Origin of the sequence: Pseudomonas sp. GLN_2 (assembly GCF_043106005.1) — a bacterium.
GTDB classification, from domain to species: domain Bacteria; phylum Pseudomonadota; class Gammaproteobacteria; order Pseudomonadales; family Pseudomonadaceae; genus Aquipseudomonas; species Aquipseudomonas alloputida.
Genome location: NZ_JBICMC010000021.1, coordinates 113503 through 129320, shown reverse-complemented (window position 1 = coordinate 129320; position 15818 = coordinate 113503). Strand labels below are relative to the sequence as shown.

The window sequence follows — 15818 nt, the reverse complement described above, 5'->3', positions numbered from 1 at the left end:
TCAGCACCGATGCAAATAATGCTGGGGCCGCTTCGCGACACAAGGCCCCACACGGATCGCGCCAGCTTATGGAAATTGAGCAAGACAGTTGCTCCACACGGTTTGCGTCAACCTGCCAGGTCGGCGGCGCTATGGCGCTCCGGCACCTGGCTGTGTTCTTCTCCCCAGGTACGGTTCACCCGTGTACCGCGCTGCACCGCAGGGCGCAGGGCAATTTCCTCGGCCCAGCGCTGTACGTTAGGGTACTCGTCAACCGCCAGGAACTGCGCAGCGTCATACAGGTTGCCGCGTACCAGCTGGCCATACCACGGCCACACGGCAATATCAGCAATACTGTATGCCTCGCCACCCAGATAACGGCTTTCGGCCAAGCGACGATCAAGTACGTCCAGCTGACGCTTGGCCTCCATGGTGAAGCGGTTGATGGCGTACTCGAACTTTTCCGGTGCATACACGTAGAAGTGGCCGAAACCACCGCCCAGGTAAGGCGCCGCACCCATCTGCCAGAACAACCAGTTCAGGCATTCGGTGCGCGCGGCCGGCGATTTCGGCAGCAACGCTCCAAACTTTTCTGCCAGGTACAGCAGGATCGAGCCTGATTCGAACACCCGCACCGGCGGCTCCACGCTGCGGTCGAGCAGGGCGGGAATCTTCGAGTTGGGGTTGACCTGGACGAAGCCACTGGAAAACTGATCACCCTCGCCGATGCGGATCAGCCAGGCATCGTATTCGGCACCGGCGTGGCCCAGGGCAAGCAGCTCTTCAAGGGCAATGGTGACCTTGACGCCGTTGGGCGTAGCCAGGGAGTACAGCTGCAGCGGGTGTTTGCCCAGCGGCAGGTCCTTGTCGTGAGTCGGGCCGGCGACCGGGCGGTTGATGCTGGCGAACTGGCCGCCGGAGGCTGCGTCGCTGCGCCAGACTTTGGGTGGCACGTAGGCAGGCTTGCTCATGCATGAATCTCCTTCAAAGGCGCGAAAACGGTCACGTGAAAACGTTGACCTGCATCTATGCCATGGGTTCGACGCAATGCGCAAATGCACAGGGTGCAGGCGCAGCTTGCATGACCGCGGTTTCATCCAGTTTTCATCCGGCACAACGCCGGCCGGTTTTATGCTGGGTTATCCCTTCGTCCTGCAAGGAGCCGCTGGCCGATGACCCTTGCACGCTGCGTGTTGGCGCTGGTCCTGCTCGGCGGCCTGTTGGCCCGCGCCGAGGCCGCGCCGTGGGTTGCCGGCCTGCACCTTATGACCTTGACCGACCCGGTCGATAGCCGCCCGATGCAAGCGCTGGCGTTCTACCCGGCCGTTGGCAAAACCCGTATCAGCCGTATAGACGGGTATCCCGTCGACGTGGCCGAAGAGGCGCCCGTCGCCATGGGGCGATTCCCGTTGCTGGTACTGTCTCACGGCAATACGGGCAGCCCATTGGCCTTGCATTACCTGGCCACGTCGCTGGCGCGGCAGGGGTTCGTGGTGGTGGCGGTGGTGCACCCGGGGGACAACGTGCGCGACCACAGTCGCCTTGGCACCCTGAGCAATCTTTATGGGCGGCCGCTGCAAGTCAGCGCGGCGATCACCGCAGCGCGTCATGATGCAGTGGTCGGGCCTTACCTGAATGAAGGCAAGGTGGGCGTGATAGGCTACTCGGCCGGCGGAGAAACCGCGTTGATCCTGTCTGGCGCACGCCCCGACCTGGACCGTCTGCGTCAGTACTGCCTGGAGCGCCCGCATGACGAAGACGCCTGCAAGACCCACGGCATCCTGATTGCCGACCGTAGCGAACTGGCGCCTGAGACCGACCCGCGAGTGGGGGCGGTCATGTTGATGGCGCCGCTGAGCCTGTTGTTCGGGCGCCATGCGCTGGCCGGGGTGCAGGTTCCTGCACTGATCTACAGTGGCGACAGCGATCAACTTGTCGCGGTAGACCGTAATGCCGAGGCCCTGGCCCGCAAACTGCCGGTTACACCGGACTACCGCCTGTTGGCCGGTGCCGGGCATTTCGTGTTCATGGCCCACTGCGATGCCGAGCAGTACGCGCGAATGCCGGCGCTGTGCAAGGACGCCGATGGCGTCGACCGCCGGCATATCCATCATTCGCTGCAGGGAGAAACGGCAGCGTTCTTCAGCCAGGCGCTGGGCGCGCCAGCGCCGGCTGAGCGTTCAGCTACGGCGGGCGCGCCGCGCGAGCAACAACGTTAGGCCGACCCCGGCCAAGGCGAGCAGGGCCGCCACGCAGAAGATCGAGGCATACCCCAGGTGTACCGCCACGGCGCCCATCACCGGGCCGGCAATGGCCAAGGCCATGTCGAAGAACACAGCATAGGCACCCAGCCCTGCGCCGCGGCTGCTGCTGGGGACTTGCTTGATCGCCTCCACGCCCAATGCCGGGTACACCAGCGACAGCCCGAAACCGGTGAGCCCGGCGCCAACCAGCGCCCAGGGCGGCGAGGGCGCCAGCCACAGAAGGCTCAGGCCCAGCACTTCGGTGGCCATGCAGGCGACCGCCACGTTGTAGCCACCAAAGCGGTTGACCGCGTTGACGAACAGCAGCCGCGAAATGATGAAGCACACGCCAAACGCACTCAGGCACCAGGCCGCGCCGGCCCAGCCGCGCTCGAGGTAATACAGGGTGACGAAAGTGGTCAAGGTGCCGTAGCCGATCGAGGCCAGGGTCAAACCCAGGCCACACGGGGCAACCCGGCCGAACGCCGACCAGAAGGGCAGGCGCTCGCCGCGCACCACGACCACGTCGGGGCGCTTGCGAAGCACCAGCAGGGCAAGGGTTGCCAGCACCAGCAAAGCCGGCCCCAGCACGCTGAAGTCCAGCCCGTCCACGGCCAGAACGCCAACTGGCGCACCGATGGCGATCGCGCCATAGGAGGCGATACCGTTCCACGAGATCACCCTGGCAGTGTGTTCGGGGCCGACCTGGCTGATGCCCCAGCTCAAGGTGGCCACGCCGATGAGCCCTTGGGCGATGCCCAGCAGCAAGCGTCCACCGAGCAGCAGTGCCAGGCTTAACAGCGGCAAGGTGAGGGTCCAGGCTGACAGCAACGTCAACACCCCGCAACCGGCAATCCCCAGCAAGCCAAAGCGGATGGCCTGTTTCCCTCCCAAGGTGTCCGCCACCCTGCCTGCAAACGGGCGGCTCAGCAGCGTGGCCAGGTACTGCAGGCCAATGGTTACACCGGCGATCACTGCGCCAAAGCCGAGCTGGTCGTGCACATAGCTGGGCAGCACCGCAATCGGCAGGCCGATGCAGAGGAAGGCAATGAAGGTATAGAAAACGATCGACAGGATCTGCAGGGTGATGTGCAGCGTGTGACTGGCGGGGGCAGGTTGTTGCGCGGTCATGGGCTCTTTCGCGGGCGGGCGGTTGGGCGTGGTCCCATCATGGCCGTTGCGCAAAGGAAAAGAAAGCAGGCTAACGAATTATTCGTCGGGTAGTGTCAGTCGGTGGGAGGGGGCTACGCCGGCAAGCCCGCGAAGCGGCCCAGCCACACAAGGTGGCCAGGCCTTGGCCTTCAATCAGACCAGCACACCCTGGCTGCGCAGGTAGTCATCGTAAGTACCGCTGAAGTCCACCACACCATCGGGCGACAGCTCGATGATGCGCGTGGCCAGCGACGACACGAACTCGCGGTCGTGGCTGACGAACAGCAGGGTGCCCGGGTAGTTTTCCAGCGCCAGGTTCAGCGCTTCGATCGATTCCATGTCCAGGTGGTTGGTCGGCTCGTCCATCACCAGCACGTTCGGTTTCTGCAGGATCAGCTTGCCGAACAGCATGCGACCTTGTTCACCACCGGAAATCACCTTCACCGACTTGAGAATTTCGTCGTTGGAGAACAGCATGCGCCCCAGGGTGCCGCGGATAACCTGCTCACCAGAGGTCCACTGGCCCATCCAGTCGAACAGGCTCATGTCGTCTTCGAAGTCGTGGGCGTGATCCTGGGCGTAGTAGCCCACTTCGGCGCTGTCGGTCCACTTCACCGAGCCCGCATCCGGGGTCAGCTCGCCGACCAGGGTGCGCAGCAGGGTGGTCTTGCCAATACCGTTGGGGCCGATGATCGCAACGCGCTCGCCCGCTTCGACGGTGATGTCGAAGTTCTTGAACAGCACCTTGTCGTCGAAGGCTTTGGCCATTTTTTCGACGACCACGGCCTGGCGGTGCAGTTTTTTCGTCTGTTCGAAGCGAATGAACGGGCTGACGCGGCTGGACGGCTTGACCTCGGCCAGCTGGATCTTGTCGATCTGCTTGGCACGTGAAGTGGCCTGCTTGGCTTTGGAGGCGTTGGCCGAGAAGCGGCTGACGAAGGTCTGCAGCTCGGCGATCTGGGCTTTCTTCTTGGCGTTGTCCGACAGCAGCTGCTCACGCGACTGGGTGGCTGCGGTCATGTACTCGTCATAGTTGCCCGGGAACAGGCGCAGCTCACCGTAATCCAGGTCAGCCATGTGGGTGCAGACGCTGTTGAGGAAGTGCCGGTCGTGGGAAATGATGATCATGGTGCTGTTACGCGCCGTGAGGATCGTTTCCAGCCAGCGGATGGTGTTGATGTCCAAGTGGTTGGTCGGTTCGTCGAGCAGCAGCACGTCCGGGTCCGAGAACAACGCCTGGGCCAGGAGGACACGCAGCTTCCAGCCCGGTGCCACTTCGCTCATCGGGCCGAAGTGCTGGTCCAGCGGAATACCCAGGCCCAGCAGCAGTTCACCGGCGCGGGACTCGGCGGTGTAGCCGTCCATTTCGGCGAATTCGGTTTCCAGCTCGGCGACGGCCATGCCGTCTTCTTCGGTCATTTCCGGCAGCGAGTAGATACGGTCACGCTCGGCTTTGACTTTCCACAGCTGGCCGTGGCCCATGATCACCGTGTCGATCACGGTGAATTCCTCGTAGGCGAACTGGTCCTGGCGCAGCTTGCCCAGGCGGGTGTTCGGCTCGAGCATGACCTGGCCTGCGGACGGCTCCAGGTCACCGCCGAGGATTTTCATGAAGGTCGACTTGCCGCAACCGTTGGCGCCGATCAGGCCGTAGCGGTTGCCGTTGTTGAATTTGACGGAAACGTTTTCGAACAGCGGCTTGGAGCCGAACTGCATGGTGATGTTAGCGGTAGAAATCAAGTGCTTGTCCTGCGGGGGTTCCAGAGGTGTATTTAGGCCCTGTCGTCAGTCTTGGGCCAATGTTGGACCAATTCGACTCGGGGCGGCAGCTTCTCCAGCTCCCTCCAGTCCGAGGAGGAGCTGATCCATTTCGCGTAGGTAGAGAGCAACATCTCGACGCTGTGGCCAAGCTGGCTCGCGATGAACGTGGGGTTCATCCCAGGCATCAGGCATAGGGTGGCGTAGGTGTGGCGGGTGTCGTACTGACGGCGTTCACGGATGTTCAGCGCCTTCAGCGCCGATTTGAAGGGGCGGATTGTAACACTTGGCTCGTTGATCCACAGCCCACCTTTGCTAGGTTGCAACACGAAGGGGCTAGTCGGGTGGGCCGACTTGGACACCATGCGACGAAGGGTAGCCATTCGCTGGGCCTGGTTGATGGCGTTCAATGCGCGCTCGTTTAACAGGACCACCCGATGATGCCTGGTTTTCGTCTGGTCAGGTTTTCGCTTTGGATTGATCGCGGTCGGTCGTGATTATCAGCTTTCGACCTTTATCGGCCTCTCGTGAAAGAGTGTCTCCCCCCTCTATTGATAGCGTCGATTAGAGGCCATGGTTAAACAACGGATGCAGTTGTATTCAAAACATCTAGTCTTGATGCTTGATAACAGCAGTGCATCTGATAGGGAAGTTGACTGAGTTGGCAATAAAACATTCGTGGTGAGCATCGTCATGCAGGCGTCTTGCAAGATCCAGATTCGACTGGCTGCTGATAATAACCTGAGGCCTTAACTCAGCGTCTTTGAAATGGCCCTTGCGCTGGCCATCCCCTTCACGCATCCGGCCCACCGGGTGGTCGACATATTCCAAGACGTTCACGTTGTTGACTGCGCACAGATGAAGATACCAAAGCTTGTGGCAGGCCGAGATCGAGGCCAGCAACATGTCTTCAGGGTTCCAGCGTTCAGGGTTCCCGCGAAAGGCGGGGTCGGCAGAGCCAAGGATAGGTGCCTTGCCTGGAGCCTCCACGTTGAAGTCTCTTTGGTATGCCGTGTAACTGGCAGTCCCTTCACCCGTGTTACCTATCCAATTTACGGTGACAGCGTAATGGTGTTCTTTCATGGTCACTCCTGTGTCGAAAGACGGCCGGAAAATCTTGCCCATCGCTTGGGTGCGGTTATCTTGCTCTCGATTGAGGGCTCTGCACCAGCATCTAGTGTTTGCAGCGACGCATGAGCAATCCGAGCACATGCAATGATCCGAACTGCGAACATTCCTGATTGCTGATTTCCTCGTGCTCTCTGTCGTGTCCTTGGCTTGAGGGTATCGAAACCCTGTCTCAGGCTTGGGGCCTCAACACGCACAGTGGTGCTTCAGCTCAACGGAGCCTTCGCCGCCGCCTCGATCGCGTCGAGGTCCAACTCAATTGTTTCGGGCATGACGATTCCTTGGCCGTTCTTGCGACCGGCCTGTGCTTTAATGGGCGATTGTTGAAATGGATTTTTCTAGCGAGGGATAACGCTTATGTTTGCTGTCGGAATTGCGCTTCTTGCCGTTGGATTAGGCACTTCAAATCCTGGGCTCTGGATACCGGGCGCCGCGCTCATGGCTGCCGGCATCGTGAAACGAGCACGCAGCTGACCCCTTGGCCGCCATATCGCGGCAGTGAATAGAGGGGGAAGGGGACAGGGGTTACATCAGAAAGAGTACGGATTTGCCCTCAGATCAGAAGGACCTGCGCTGCGGTGCGGTCGTCCCCGGCTTTGCCCGGACGTGCGCCCACTTGTGTGTGTTCCGTAAATGTGTAGTGCGAGACACGGCCTACTACACATGGGCGACAGCACCCTGTAGAGGCCTGACTTTCCGATCATGTCGTAAAGTCACACCGTTACAAAAGGACCGCGCGCGTCAATTCGTTTACCGACCGCCCCTTTGACAGGGGCGGAGGCGGCTCGCGCACAGCGCAGTACAGTGCTTTAGTCGTCGTAGTGGTAGCGGCATTGCAGAACGGTGAGCATACCGGCCTCGAAGAAGTAGACCAGGCGGTGCTCACGGGTGATGCGGCGGGACCACAAGCCAGATAAATCGCCTTTCAGCGGCTCAGGCTTGCCAATACCCGTGAAGGGGGTGCGTAGGCACACGTCAATTAGGCGGTTGACGTTGCCAAGGATGGTGAGATCGTCACTCTGCCAGTGACAGTAATCCTCCCAGCCCTCCTTGGTGAACTTCACGCTTACCTTGTCGCGGGCTTCATTCTTGTTCCGCTGCTTCTGGTTCTTGCTCATTGAGGTCCAGTTCCTTCGTCAAGGCGTGGCCGTCCCGGAGCTGAGCGATGGATGAGCGCAAGCGCGAAGCGTTTTTGGACGATCCCAACAGGTGAATGGTCTCGTTCATCCCGTTGTAGTCCTCCAGAGACATCATCACTACGGGTTCGCCACGCTGTCGCGTGATTACGGCGGGCTCATGGTCCCGGCAAACATCATCCATTGTCTGCTTCAGTTCGGCGCGAGCCTGGCTAAACGTCAGTACGTGCATTTGTCCATCCTCCAGGCTCTGCCCGGGTAAGGGTTGCTCTTTGGACCGCCACAGGTGACGCCCAAAGTTCTAAGAAAGTGAAGCCTGTCGGCCCGCACAGCGGCTCCGTATTGACTCACCGTGCTCTCTCATCTGGATCAGAATCAGAATCGTCATTCCAGTAGCCACAGGCCACAGGTGTCCAGATGGATCCAGCCGTCGCTGGCAACCGCAGGCATTGTACCTAACGTTGTACAAGTCAGTAAACCGATTATCGGGTTAGGGCTTGATATGCCGTACGGCCTTCAGCTGAGGCAGCCCTGGTCATGGGCTTTTGCCATTGGTTGTAAGCCAGTACATGAAGGCTCACCTTGGTGCTCACCCTCGGCAGGGTTATGGTCAGGAGGTGGGTACTTCCCATCCCGTATTTGAGCGTTCCGGAAGGATGCTCAACAGTCTGGCGGCGAACCTTCATCTTCCCCGGATCATGCTCCAGTCGAATGATGGCCTGGTGATGCGCTTACCGCTGTTAGATGAAAAAAGCAGATGTAAAAAAATGTAACACACACCTTCAGCAGTGGATTCATTGGAACAGCTGTGTATTCTGTCTCTCCAGTCAAGAATATGAGTTCAAGGTCCGTTCCATGCGTAATCGCGGCAAAATCTATTGGGAATGGGCCAATTCTGCGTTGCATTCCCGCAACTACGATGAGCGCCTTCCCTGCGGCACTTTAATCAACATCCAAGCCCGACTCTCACTTGAAAACGTCACTCAACTTTTCTTGGGTATCTACGGGAAAAAAGGCGAGCTCTTGCTCGAAGAGGTACACCCTGACTGCCGTGGACAGAAACTGTCTGCGGCGATGGCCTGGGCGCTCGAGCGTGCTCACGACTGGGTCGCCAAGGCGTTTCCTGCGCCCAAAGCACCAGGGCCAGAACCCCTCCCGCGCAGAGGCTCGCGTCTTCACGGATAACGATGCAGGGAAAACGGAACGCTCGTCAGATCGCTTGAGTCGTATCTCCATCAAAAGCGCATTGAGGCGCCCAGTTGGAGAAAGTGATGAGCCTTCAGTCCACCAGTCATGACCTTTACGTGCATGCCTACCTTGGTTACCAGGCATCGATTTACGTGCTGTGGGAGTCGAGCGTCGAATTTCCCACGGGGATGTTGGTCGAGGTAGGGAAGCCGGGCGCAACGGCGCGAACCCTGCGTGTGAGTCGACCCTTCTCCTCTTCGACAGAAGCCATTCTCGAAGGGAAGGTTATGGCTGAACAGTACGTGGAGAGTCAGAAAAGCGGAACTTGTTCTGCCAGGTGAGTTCGCCGAGGCCTGCGATCGGACCCACCGCAACCACGGGCAGGTCGACTGCCTTGGAATCTGTACAGCCTTTGACAATGGTATTCCCTGTTCGTCGAGTCGTGCCATTTCAACAGTAACGGCTTGGGCAAGTGCCATTGTGGACGGTGGTGTTACCAGTCGTCGTGCTGCGCGGGTTCCAAGTCGACGCGGTCCCCGCCTGCACATCAGTGGTCGATGATGTTGCGCTGCCTGTACTAGGGCCAGCATGGTCTACTACCGCTTCATTGAAGCGGCTCTATCAGCTCGGCGCCTTGGTTGCGCACATTGCCAATGGCTGTGCTCACTCGATACCACTCGAAGGCCTCGGCTGGCTCACCCAGGTTGAGCGCCATCTGCTCGGCCTGTTCCCCGGGCATCGCGGTTTGCATCCACTCACGCGCAAGGTCTGGGGCCAAAACCACTGGCCTGCGGTCGTGCACATCCACCATTCCGCCCTGAGCATCGGCCGTAATGATGACGAACCCATCATGCTCGCTGCCAGCGAACTGGCCGATGCTGGCGCAAAGGGAAGGGCGCCCGTCCCGGCGTCGGATGTAGTACGGCTGTTTCTTCGGTCCGCCTTCATCGACCCATTCATACCAGCCGTCGATCGGCGTTATGCCTCGGTGCGGCCAGATCGCCCGGAAGAAAGGGCCGTGTGCCACCTTTTCGACCCTGGCGTTGATCGGCGCGGCACGGTCGGTCGCCCAATGCGGCCGCCAGCCCCATCTCACCAGGTCTGCCCGCGGGCCTGCTTCATCCACTCGCAGCACTGCCACCGGCGTGGTCGGCGCGACGTTGTACCGGCCAAGTGGCTGGTCGCCGACGTTGTTCCGCCAGGCCTCTGGCAGGCTCAGGGTTTCGACAAAGTCGTGTATGCCTCGGTACTGACTCAACCTTCCACACATGCGCAACCCTCCTGCCAGAGCAAGCATAGCGCCTGGGTGTATTGCCGGTGTGGATGACGCCGACGTGGTGCTGTACGCGCAGTTCTGATGGTGCCGGGCTGAATGAGCGCCCCACCTCCTTCAACACGGCGCCAAGTCTGATCTTCCAGGCGTTATAGGGTCGTTCGAAGGGACCCTTACAAAAATGCAGTACTTACCACCTTCCATCGATTCAAAGGCCACCAGCTTTTCCACCAGCGCGGCGCTCAAAACCTTGCCGGCGTTAAGCAGCAACATGCCGTTGTCGGCGTTCAGGTTGCGCGCAAGCACCATTCCCGGCGCCAGGTCACGGGTGGTACACACCTGGACTTCAGGGTCCACCAGGGTCATATCGCTGTGGAACGAGGCGCAAACCTGGACGAAATCCTCAAGGAGCGCCGGGTCATACAACCGGCCGGCGTACTTGCGCAGGTAGAGCAAGGCCTCATCGCTGTTCATCTGCCGTTCAAGAATCAAACCCCGTTGCAGTTCAACGAAGTCCACGGCCAGCTTGAGCAAGCGAGCGCCGAACGGGATAGCTTCACCTTTGAGCCGGTCGGGGAAACCGCTGCCGTCCCAGTGCTCCTGATGATGCAGGATCAGGCGCGCGGCATCTTTCATGGGCTCAAGGGTCATCAGCAGCGCTTCACTTTGGCGTGGGTAGTCGCGATAGCGGTCGCGGTCGCCGTGCATCAGCTGGTCCGAAGGGGCAACGATCATGCTATCCGGCCAACTCAGTTTGCCTATGTTGTACAGCGCCGCAGCCATGGCCAGATCGCGGCTTATCGCCTCGTCCAAGGCGTGGACCCTGCAGTAGCAACGCACCAGTTCGATGATCTGTCGATTGGTCTGCTTGGCTGGAGGCAGCCGCAGATTAGCCAACATCGAGAACACCTCGGTCCCGGTCACATAGCTGTGTTTCAGCTCTTCGTAGGCCAGATCGAGCATGTCAGCGGTCTGCTGCAGCTCCGTGGTGCGGGCTGCAACGCGTTTCTCCAGGTCGTTATTGAGCAGTCTCAACTGGGCGTTCTGCCGACGTGCCAGCAGCTCCAGGCGTTGGCGCTCGCGTTCGGAATGCTGGTGCTCCAGGGCCTGGCGCAAGGTCATTAGCAATTCGTCGTCGTTCCAGGGCTTGCTGATGTAACGGTGGATTTGACCGTCATTGACGGCCTTGATGATTGCGCTTGGGTCGGCATAGCCGGTCAGCAAGATCCTGACGGTCGATGGGTGATGCTGATTGATCTGTGCCAACAAGGTGGCGCCGTCCATCCCGGGCATGCGCGCATCGCTCATCACCAGATCAACCGGGCCCTCGGCCATCTGCGCCAGTGCCTGTTCACCGCTGGTCGCCAGCTTCACGTCATAGGGTTGGCCACGCAATAGCCGACGCAGACTGCTAAGGATCGACTCCTCGTCGTCTACCAGCAACACGGTCGGCCGATAGGGTGAATTCAGGGGCGGTTGCACGTCCATGGCAGGCCTCACGTGGTCGATCAATGAAGGCACTCGAGCTCAACGAGCGCTTAGGTCAAAGGCTAGTTCATTTTTCCGTGACAGGTGCCGGGCATGGTGTGGCGGGTGGCAGGCAAATTGTCTGGAAGGCATCTAACCTGACGGCATGGCACCACCCTTCTGTAAGTCCGTCAGCCCAGGGAAAAGGATTCTCCCGGATGTCAGCGCGCACAACCTGTCGTTATCGTTCCGCTCTTCACCTGCAGCGCTTGCGCCGTTGTCTGGGCCTGTGGGTGCTGCTCGTTCTGAGCGGAGGCAGCGGGGCGGAGCCGCTGGACGAGCCGCTCAAGCCGCTGCCTCCGATACCCACTCTGGCACCTGGGCGTGTCGAGTTGGGCCGCCAGTTGTTCAACGATCCGCGGTTGTCGCGCAACGGCACACTGTCCTGCGCCAGCTGTCACCGTCTGGACAAGTACGGGGCCGATGACCGGGCGTTTTCCATGGGGGCAGATGGCCTGCCGCTTACGCTCAATACGCCAACGGTACTCAATGCCAGCCTTAATTTCCGACAATTCTGGAATGGCCGGGTCGAGTCACTCGAGGAGCAGGGGGAGGCCGTGATCACCAGCGCTCACGAGATGGGCGGAGACTGGCGCGTGATCGAGCAGCGCATCGCTGCAGACGTGCATTACCGCCAGGCGTTCAAGGATGCCTACCCGGACGCGGTGACAAAGGACAACATCCTCAGCGCGTTGGCCGATTACCAAAGGACGCTTCTTACCCCTGGCGCACGCTTCGATCGTTACCTGCAGGGCGATACCGAGGCGCTTACCCTGGAGGAAAAATACGGCTACCAGCGCTTCAAGGACTATGGCTGCATCGCCTGCCACCAAGGGGTGAATATTGGGGGCAACATGTTCCAGAAATTTGGCGTGTTCGGCGACTACATCGCGGACCGCGGCCACCCCACCGAGGCGGATCAGGGCCGCTTCAACGTGACCGAAGAGGAGGCCGACCGGGGCGTGTTCAAAGTGCCGAGCCTGCGCAATGTGGCGATGACCGCGCCCTATTTCCACGATGGCTCGGCGCCTACGCTGGAGCGTGCGATCGACGTGATGTTTCAGTATCAGCTAGGGCGAATCCCGACCGATGAGGACCGCAGGCTCATCATGCTGTTCCTCAAAACCCTGACTGCTGAAAAGGCGGGTCAGCCATGAGGGGGATTTCCCGGCGCACAAGCCTGATTCTATTCAGTGGGTTGGTCCTTGTACTGGCGTCGATGCTGCTGTACCTGTACCTGAATTCCGGGTCAGAGCAGACCCAGACCTACAACGAATTCCGAGATCTCATTCGTCAGCTCAAGCAACACGATGCTGTATGGGAAAACGAGGTGCTCAAGGCCCGGGTAGCCGTCTCTCATAACTATGATCCACTCGTGACCCCCCTCAAGGAGGTGAAGCGGCTGTGGGCACGATTCGAAAGCCGCGAAGCCGAACAAGGGCGCGTTGACTCAGACCAGTGGCGCGATGCCTATGACGGTTTTCTCTCTGCGTTTGGGGAAAAGGCTCGGCTCGTGGAGCAATTCAAATCGCACAATGCCTTGTTGCGAAATTCGTTGGCATTTCTACCCACAGCCGAAGACGGCATTCAGGCCCAGATCAACACCATGCTGGCCCCGAATCAGCCGGAGGTACACGTATTCGTCACTGACACTTATGACCTGTTGCTAAGTGCCCTGGAGTTTGCGCAGGTTACCTCTGTGGAAAGGGCTGCCGAGATAGAGGTGGGGTTAGGTAACCTGGCTGTTAACGCGGAGAACCTGCCCAAAGAATTCCACACGTCCCTCAATTTGTTGAGCAATCACGTGGCGTTGATCCTGCGCGAGCAACCTGTCGTCAACCGCCTGCTCGAACAGATCGAGGCGATCCCGGTTGCCGAACGCCTGGATACGATCACCAGCCTCCTGGACAGGGATCAACAGCAGGTTGAAAGGATCAGCCGTAAAAACCATCTCTACACGTTATGGCTATCCGGCTTGCTGATGTTCTCGGTCATTTGCCTGGCTGCGCTGCTGGTGCGCAGCTTCGCCGAGGTGAGACGGGTCAACAACGCATTGCAAAGCGCCAATGACGTCCTGGAACAGCGGGTCGAGGATCGCACCCTGGAACTCAGAAACGCTCAGAGCGAATTGCTTAACGCGGCGCGCCAAGCAGGCATGGCGGAGATCGCTACCAATGTGTTGCACAACGTGGGCAACGTGCTCAACAGCGTGAACACATCCTCTGATCTGATCGCTCGAACGTTGCGCAGCAGCAAAACCCAGGGTTTGGGCAAGGCCATGCAACTGTTCCGCGAGCATGCCACTGACATCGGTCGGTTTCTCGACGAGGATCCCAGAGGACGGTTGCTTCCCGGCTACCTCCACCAGCTGACCGAGGCGATCGCCGAAGAGCAGAAGGAGATGGTGATCGAGCTGGAACGGATGAACAAGAGCATCGACCACATCAAGGAAGTGGTGGCCACCCAGCAATCCTACGCCGGGGCTAAAAATGTGCCAGTGCCGCTGTCGGTCAACGACCTGGTCGAGGACGCGCTGCGCATGAACGCAGGCGCGTTGATCCGGCATCAGGTGAGGGTAGTGCGCGACTTCGCAGATCTGCCTCTGGTGATGGGCGACCGGCATCGGCTGTTGCTGATACTGATCAACCTGATCAGCAACGCCAAGTACGCCATGTCCGGCCCCGGCAGCGACCCACGGACGATGATCCTCAGGACGCGCATCATTGAGGGGGGCTTGCTGGAAATGAGCGTGCTGGACGAAGGCGAAGGCATTGCGCCCGAAAACCTGCAGAAGATCTTTGCCCATGGCTTCACCACGCGCAAAGACGGGCACGGCTTCGGCTTGCACAGTTGCGCCCTGGCCGCCATCGAGATGAATGGTCACCTGACCGCACACAGCGACGGCCCTGGCCTGGGTGCTGTCTTTACCCTGAGGATCCCGCTGATCGCGGTGACGGAGCCTGCATGAGTGACCTGACCAATCGCCGGATCCTGCTGATTGATGACATGCCGACTATCCACGAGGATTTTCGCAAGATCCTTGCCCCGGCCAAAGCGCAGAACACTGAGCTGGACGAGATGGAAGGGTTGTTGTTTGGCGAGCAGATCAAGAACGACCGACCGGTATTCGAACTCGATTCAGCCTATGGCGGTGAGGAAGGACTCGGCCTGCTGAAGCGTGCGCTGCAGGCCAGCAAGCCTTACGCGTTAGCCTTCGTCGACATGCGAATGCCAGGCGGATGGGATGGCGCTCAAACCATTGAGCACCTGTGGGAAGAGGACCCGCTGTTGCAGGTAGTCGTCTGCACCGCCTACTCGGACTATTCCTGGGATGAGTTGCTCGACCGGCTGCAGGCCCACGATCGCCTGCTGATCCTGAAAAAACCGTTCGACAACATCGAGGTCCAGCAAATGGCCAGCACCTTGCTGACCAAGTGGGAAATGACCCAACGAGCCTCGCTGAAAATGCACCAGCTCGAACAGCGGGTCGAGCGGCGTACTCAGCAACTGACCCAAGCCAGCGAGGCGCTGCAGCAGGAGATCGAGGAGCGCAAGCAGCTGGAAAGCCAGCTGGTGCAATCGGAGAAGCTCGCCTCGTTGGGGCAGATGGCCGCCGGCGTGGCGCACGAGATCAACAATCCGATCGGTTTCGTGTCCTCCAACCTGGGCACTCTGGGAGGGTACTTTCAACAACTGTTAGCGATGCTCGACGCCTATCGCGAGGCCGAACTGATGCTCGGCGCAAACGAAACCACGGGGCGCTTGCAAAGGCTTCGTGAGCAGACTGAGCTGGAATTCCTCATGGAAGACATCCCGATCCTCATCAAGGAGTCCAAGGACGGAATCGGTCGAGTGGCGCATATCGTCAAGGACCTCAAAGACTTCTCGCGCGTTGACAACGCTCAGCAGTGGCAATTAGCCGATTTGCAGCAGGGCATTGACTCCACGCTTAACATCGTCGCGAGCGAGCTGAAACATAAAGCCGACGTGGTAAAACGGTACCAGCCGTTACCCCCTGTCGAATGCCTGCCGTCGCAGATCAACCAAGTGATAATGAACCTTGTGCTCAATGCCGTGCAAGCCATGGGCCCCGAGCGGGGCACCATTACATTGGCCACTGTTCATCAAGGCGCCTGGGTGTGCATCGACGTTGCGGATACAGGCGCTGGAATAGCACCGGAGAACATCAAGAAAATCTTCGATCCTTTTTTCACCACCAAGCCCGTCGGCCAAGGAACCGGGCTAGGCCTGTCCCTTTCCTACGGCATTGTAAAGAAACACGGTGGAGAGATATCCGTATCAAGCCAGGTCGGAGTGGGAACAACATTTCGCGTGCAACTGCCGGTAAAGCAGAGCGCAACGCTGTGATAGCGCACGCGGGGTGGGTATGCCACAACCCCAAAAGGGCAGGGGATGCGTGCCCCGGCGATCCCG

Annotated in this window: 15 protein-coding genes and 1 pseudogene; 6 read left to right on the top strand and 10 right to left on the bottom strand. The window is 59.7% G+C overall.

Annotated features, from left to right (window positions below; genetic code table 11):
- Positions 1 to 107 precede the first annotated feature (107 nt).
- Positions 108 to 950 carry a glutathione-dependent disulfide-bond oxidoreductase gene (gene yghU / locus ACF8Q6_RS05995; RefSeq protein ID WP_392491931.1) on the bottom strand — a complete coding sequence of 281 codons (843 nt, stop codon included), beginning with the start codon at positions 948 to 950 and terminating at the stop codon, positions 108 to 110.
- Between the two features lie 201 nt (positions 951 to 1151).
- Between yghU and ACF8Q6_RS05990 the strand changes: the two genes are divergently transcribed.
- Positions 1152 to 2198: an alpha/beta hydrolase family protein gene (locus ACF8Q6_RS05990; protein ID WP_392491930.1), complete on the top strand. Its 1047-nt coding sequence runs from the start codon at positions 1152 to 1154 to the stop codon at positions 2196 to 2198.
- Here the strand turns inward: ACF8Q6_RS05990 and ACF8Q6_RS05985 are convergent.
- The 7 genes and pseudogenes from ACF8Q6_RS05985 to ACF8Q6_RS05955 all read right to left on the bottom strand — a co-directional run.
- The gene (locus ACF8Q6_RS05985; protein WP_392491929.1) at positions 2160 to 3353 is read right to left on the bottom strand and encodes an MFS transporter; all 1194 of its coding nucleotides are present in this window, start codon (positions 3351 to 3353) and stop codon (positions 2160 to 2162) included. The genes ACF8Q6_RS05990 and ACF8Q6_RS05985 overlap by 39 nt on opposite strands.
- Positions 3354 to 3527: 174 nt before the next feature.
- A complete protein-coding gene (locus ACF8Q6_RS05980) occupies positions 3528 to 5114 on the bottom strand; it encodes an ABC-F family ATPase (RefSeq protein ID WP_088512222.1) in 1587 nt (528 codons plus the stop codon).
- A gap of 32 nt (positions 5115 to 5146) precedes the next feature.
- Entirely contained in the window at positions 5147 to 5566 is a 420-nt protein-coding gene (locus tag ACF8Q6_RS05975) for an integrase (protein ID WP_392494174.1), read from the bottom strand.
- 175 nt (positions 5567 to 5741) lie between these two features.
- The gene (locus tag ACF8Q6_RS05970) at positions 5742 to 6215 is read right to left on the bottom strand and encodes an OsmC family protein (RefSeq protein ID WP_161774506.1); all 474 of its coding nucleotides are present in this window, start codon (positions 6213 to 6215) and stop codon (positions 5742 to 5744) included.
- Between the two features lie 854 nt (positions 6216 to 7069).
- A complete protein-coding gene (locus tag ACF8Q6_RS05965; RefSeq protein ID WP_392494172.1) occupies positions 7070 to 7378 on the bottom strand; it encodes a Txe/YoeB family addiction module toxin in 309 nt (102 codons plus the stop codon).
- On the bottom strand, positions 7344 to 7628 hold the full coding sequence (locus ACF8Q6_RS05960; protein ID WP_019751769.1) for a type II toxin-antitoxin system Phd/YefM family antitoxin: 285 nt from the start codon (positions 7626 to 7628) through the stop codon (positions 7344 to 7346). Before ACF8Q6_RS05960 ends, ACF8Q6_RS05965 begins: the two co-directional genes overlap by 35 nt.
- Positions 7629 to 7878: 250 nt before the next feature.
- A pseudogene (locus ACF8Q6_RS05955) lies at positions 7879 to 8082 on the bottom strand (IS5/IS1182 family transposase); the annotation flags it as partial.
- Between the two features lie 169 nt (positions 8083 to 8251).
- On the opposite strand from ACF8Q6_RS05955, the gene ACF8Q6_RS05950 reads away from it, so the two are divergent.
- The gene (locus ACF8Q6_RS05950) at positions 8252 to 8581 is read left to right on the top strand and encodes a hypothetical protein (protein ID WP_392498469.1); all 330 of its coding nucleotides are present in this window, start codon (positions 8252 to 8254) and stop codon (positions 8579 to 8581) included.
- Positions 8582 to 8667: 86 nt separating this feature from the next.
- Positions 8668 to 8925, top strand: coding sequence for a hypothetical protein (locus ACF8Q6_RS05945; protein WP_017147651.1), 258 nt, complete (start codon positions 8668 to 8670; stop codon positions 8923 to 8925).
- 263 nt (positions 8926 to 9188) lie between these two features.
- Here the strand turns inward: ACF8Q6_RS05945 and ACF8Q6_RS05940 are convergent, their stop codons facing one another.
- Entirely contained in the window at positions 9189 to 9854 is a 666-nt protein-coding gene (locus ACF8Q6_RS05940) for an SOS response-associated peptidase (RefSeq protein WP_012052508.1), read from the bottom strand.
- A gap of 120 nt (positions 9855 to 9974) precedes the next feature.
- The gene (locus tag ACF8Q6_RS05935) at positions 9975 to 11345 is read right to left on the bottom strand and encodes an HD domain-containing phosphohydrolase (RefSeq protein WP_392494170.1); all 1371 of its coding nucleotides are present in this window, start codon (positions 11343 to 11345) and stop codon (positions 9975 to 9977) included.
- Between the two features lie 197 nt (positions 11346 to 11542).
- On the opposite strand from ACF8Q6_RS05935, the gene ACF8Q6_RS05930 reads away from it, so the two are divergent.
- The 3 genes from ACF8Q6_RS05930 to ACF8Q6_RS05920 are packed head-to-tail and all read left to right on the top strand — an operon-like array spanning position 11543 to position 15752.
- On the top strand, positions 11543 to 12541 hold the full coding sequence (locus ACF8Q6_RS05930) for a cytochrome-c peroxidase (protein ID WP_392494183.1): 999 nt from the start codon (positions 11543 to 11545) through the stop codon (positions 12539 to 12541).
- Positions 12538 to 14352 (top strand): DAHL domain-containing protein, encoded by a 1815-nt coding sequence (locus ACF8Q6_RS05925; protein ID WP_392494168.1) that lies wholly within the window; start codon positions 12538 to 12540, stop codon positions 14350 to 14352. The genes ACF8Q6_RS05930 and ACF8Q6_RS05925 overlap by 4 nt, the downstream gene beginning before the upstream one ends.
- A complete protein-coding gene (locus ACF8Q6_RS05920; RefSeq protein ID WP_392494166.1) occupies positions 14349 to 15752 on the top strand; it encodes an ATP-binding protein in 1404 nt (467 codons plus the stop codon). The genes ACF8Q6_RS05925 and ACF8Q6_RS05920 overlap by 4 nt, the downstream gene beginning before the upstream one ends.
- Positions 15753 to 15818 lie beyond the last annotated feature (66 nt).

Excerpts from the sequence above, each read along its gene's own strand:
- ACF8Q6_RS05960 (WP_019751769.1), bottom strand. The coding sequence starts at position 7,628 with ATGCACGTACTGACGTTTAGCCAGGCTCGCGCCGAACTGAAGCAGACA.
- ACF8Q6_RS05935 (WP_392494170.1), bottom strand. The coding sequence starts at position 11,345 with ATGGACGTGCAACCGCCCCTGAATTCACCCTATCGGCCGACCGTGTTG.
- ACF8Q6_RS05970 (WP_161774506.1), bottom strand. The coding sequence starts at position 6,215 with ATGAAAGAACACCATTACGCTGTCACCGTAAATTGGATAGGTAACACG.
- ACF8Q6_RS05990 (WP_392491930.1), top strand. The coding sequence starts at position 1,152 with ATGACCCTTGCACGCTGCGTGTTGGCGCTGGTCCTGCTCGGCGGCCTG.
- ACF8Q6_RS05925 (WP_392494168.1), top strand. The coding sequence starts at position 12,538 with ATGAGGGGGATTTCCCGGCGCACAAGCCTGATTCTATTCAGTGGGTTG.
- ACF8Q6_RS05965 (WP_392494172.1), bottom strand. The coding sequence starts at position 7,378 with ATGAGCAAGAACCAGAAGCAGCGGAACAAGAATGAAGCCCGCGACAAG.
- ACF8Q6_RS05920 (WP_392494166.1), top strand. The coding sequence starts at position 14,349 with ATGAGTGACCTGACCAATCGCCGGATCCTGCTGATTGATGACATGCCG.
- ACF8Q6_RS05945 (WP_017147651.1), top strand. The coding sequence starts at position 8,668 with ATGAGCCTTCAGTCCACCAGTCATGACCTTTACGTGCATGCCTACCTT.
- ACF8Q6_RS05940 (WP_012052508.1), bottom strand. The coding sequence starts at position 9,854 with ATGTGTGGAAGGTTGAGTCAGTACCGAGGCATACACGACTTTGTCGAA.
- ACF8Q6_RS05950 (WP_392498469.1), top strand. The coding sequence starts at position 8,252 with ATGCGTAATCGCGGCAAAATCTATTGGGAATGGGCCAATTCTGCGTTG.
- ACF8Q6_RS05930 (WP_392494183.1), top strand. The coding sequence starts at position 11,543 with ATGTCAGCGCGCACAACCTGTCGTTATCGTTCCGCTCTTCACCTGCAG.
- yghU (WP_392491931.1), bottom strand. The coding sequence starts at position 950 with ATGAGCAAGCCTGCCTACGTGCCACCCAAAGTCTGGCGCAGCGACGCA.
- ACF8Q6_RS05985 (WP_392491929.1), bottom strand. The coding sequence starts at position 3,353 with ATGACCGCGCAACAACCTGCCCCCGCCAGTCACACGCTGCACATCACC.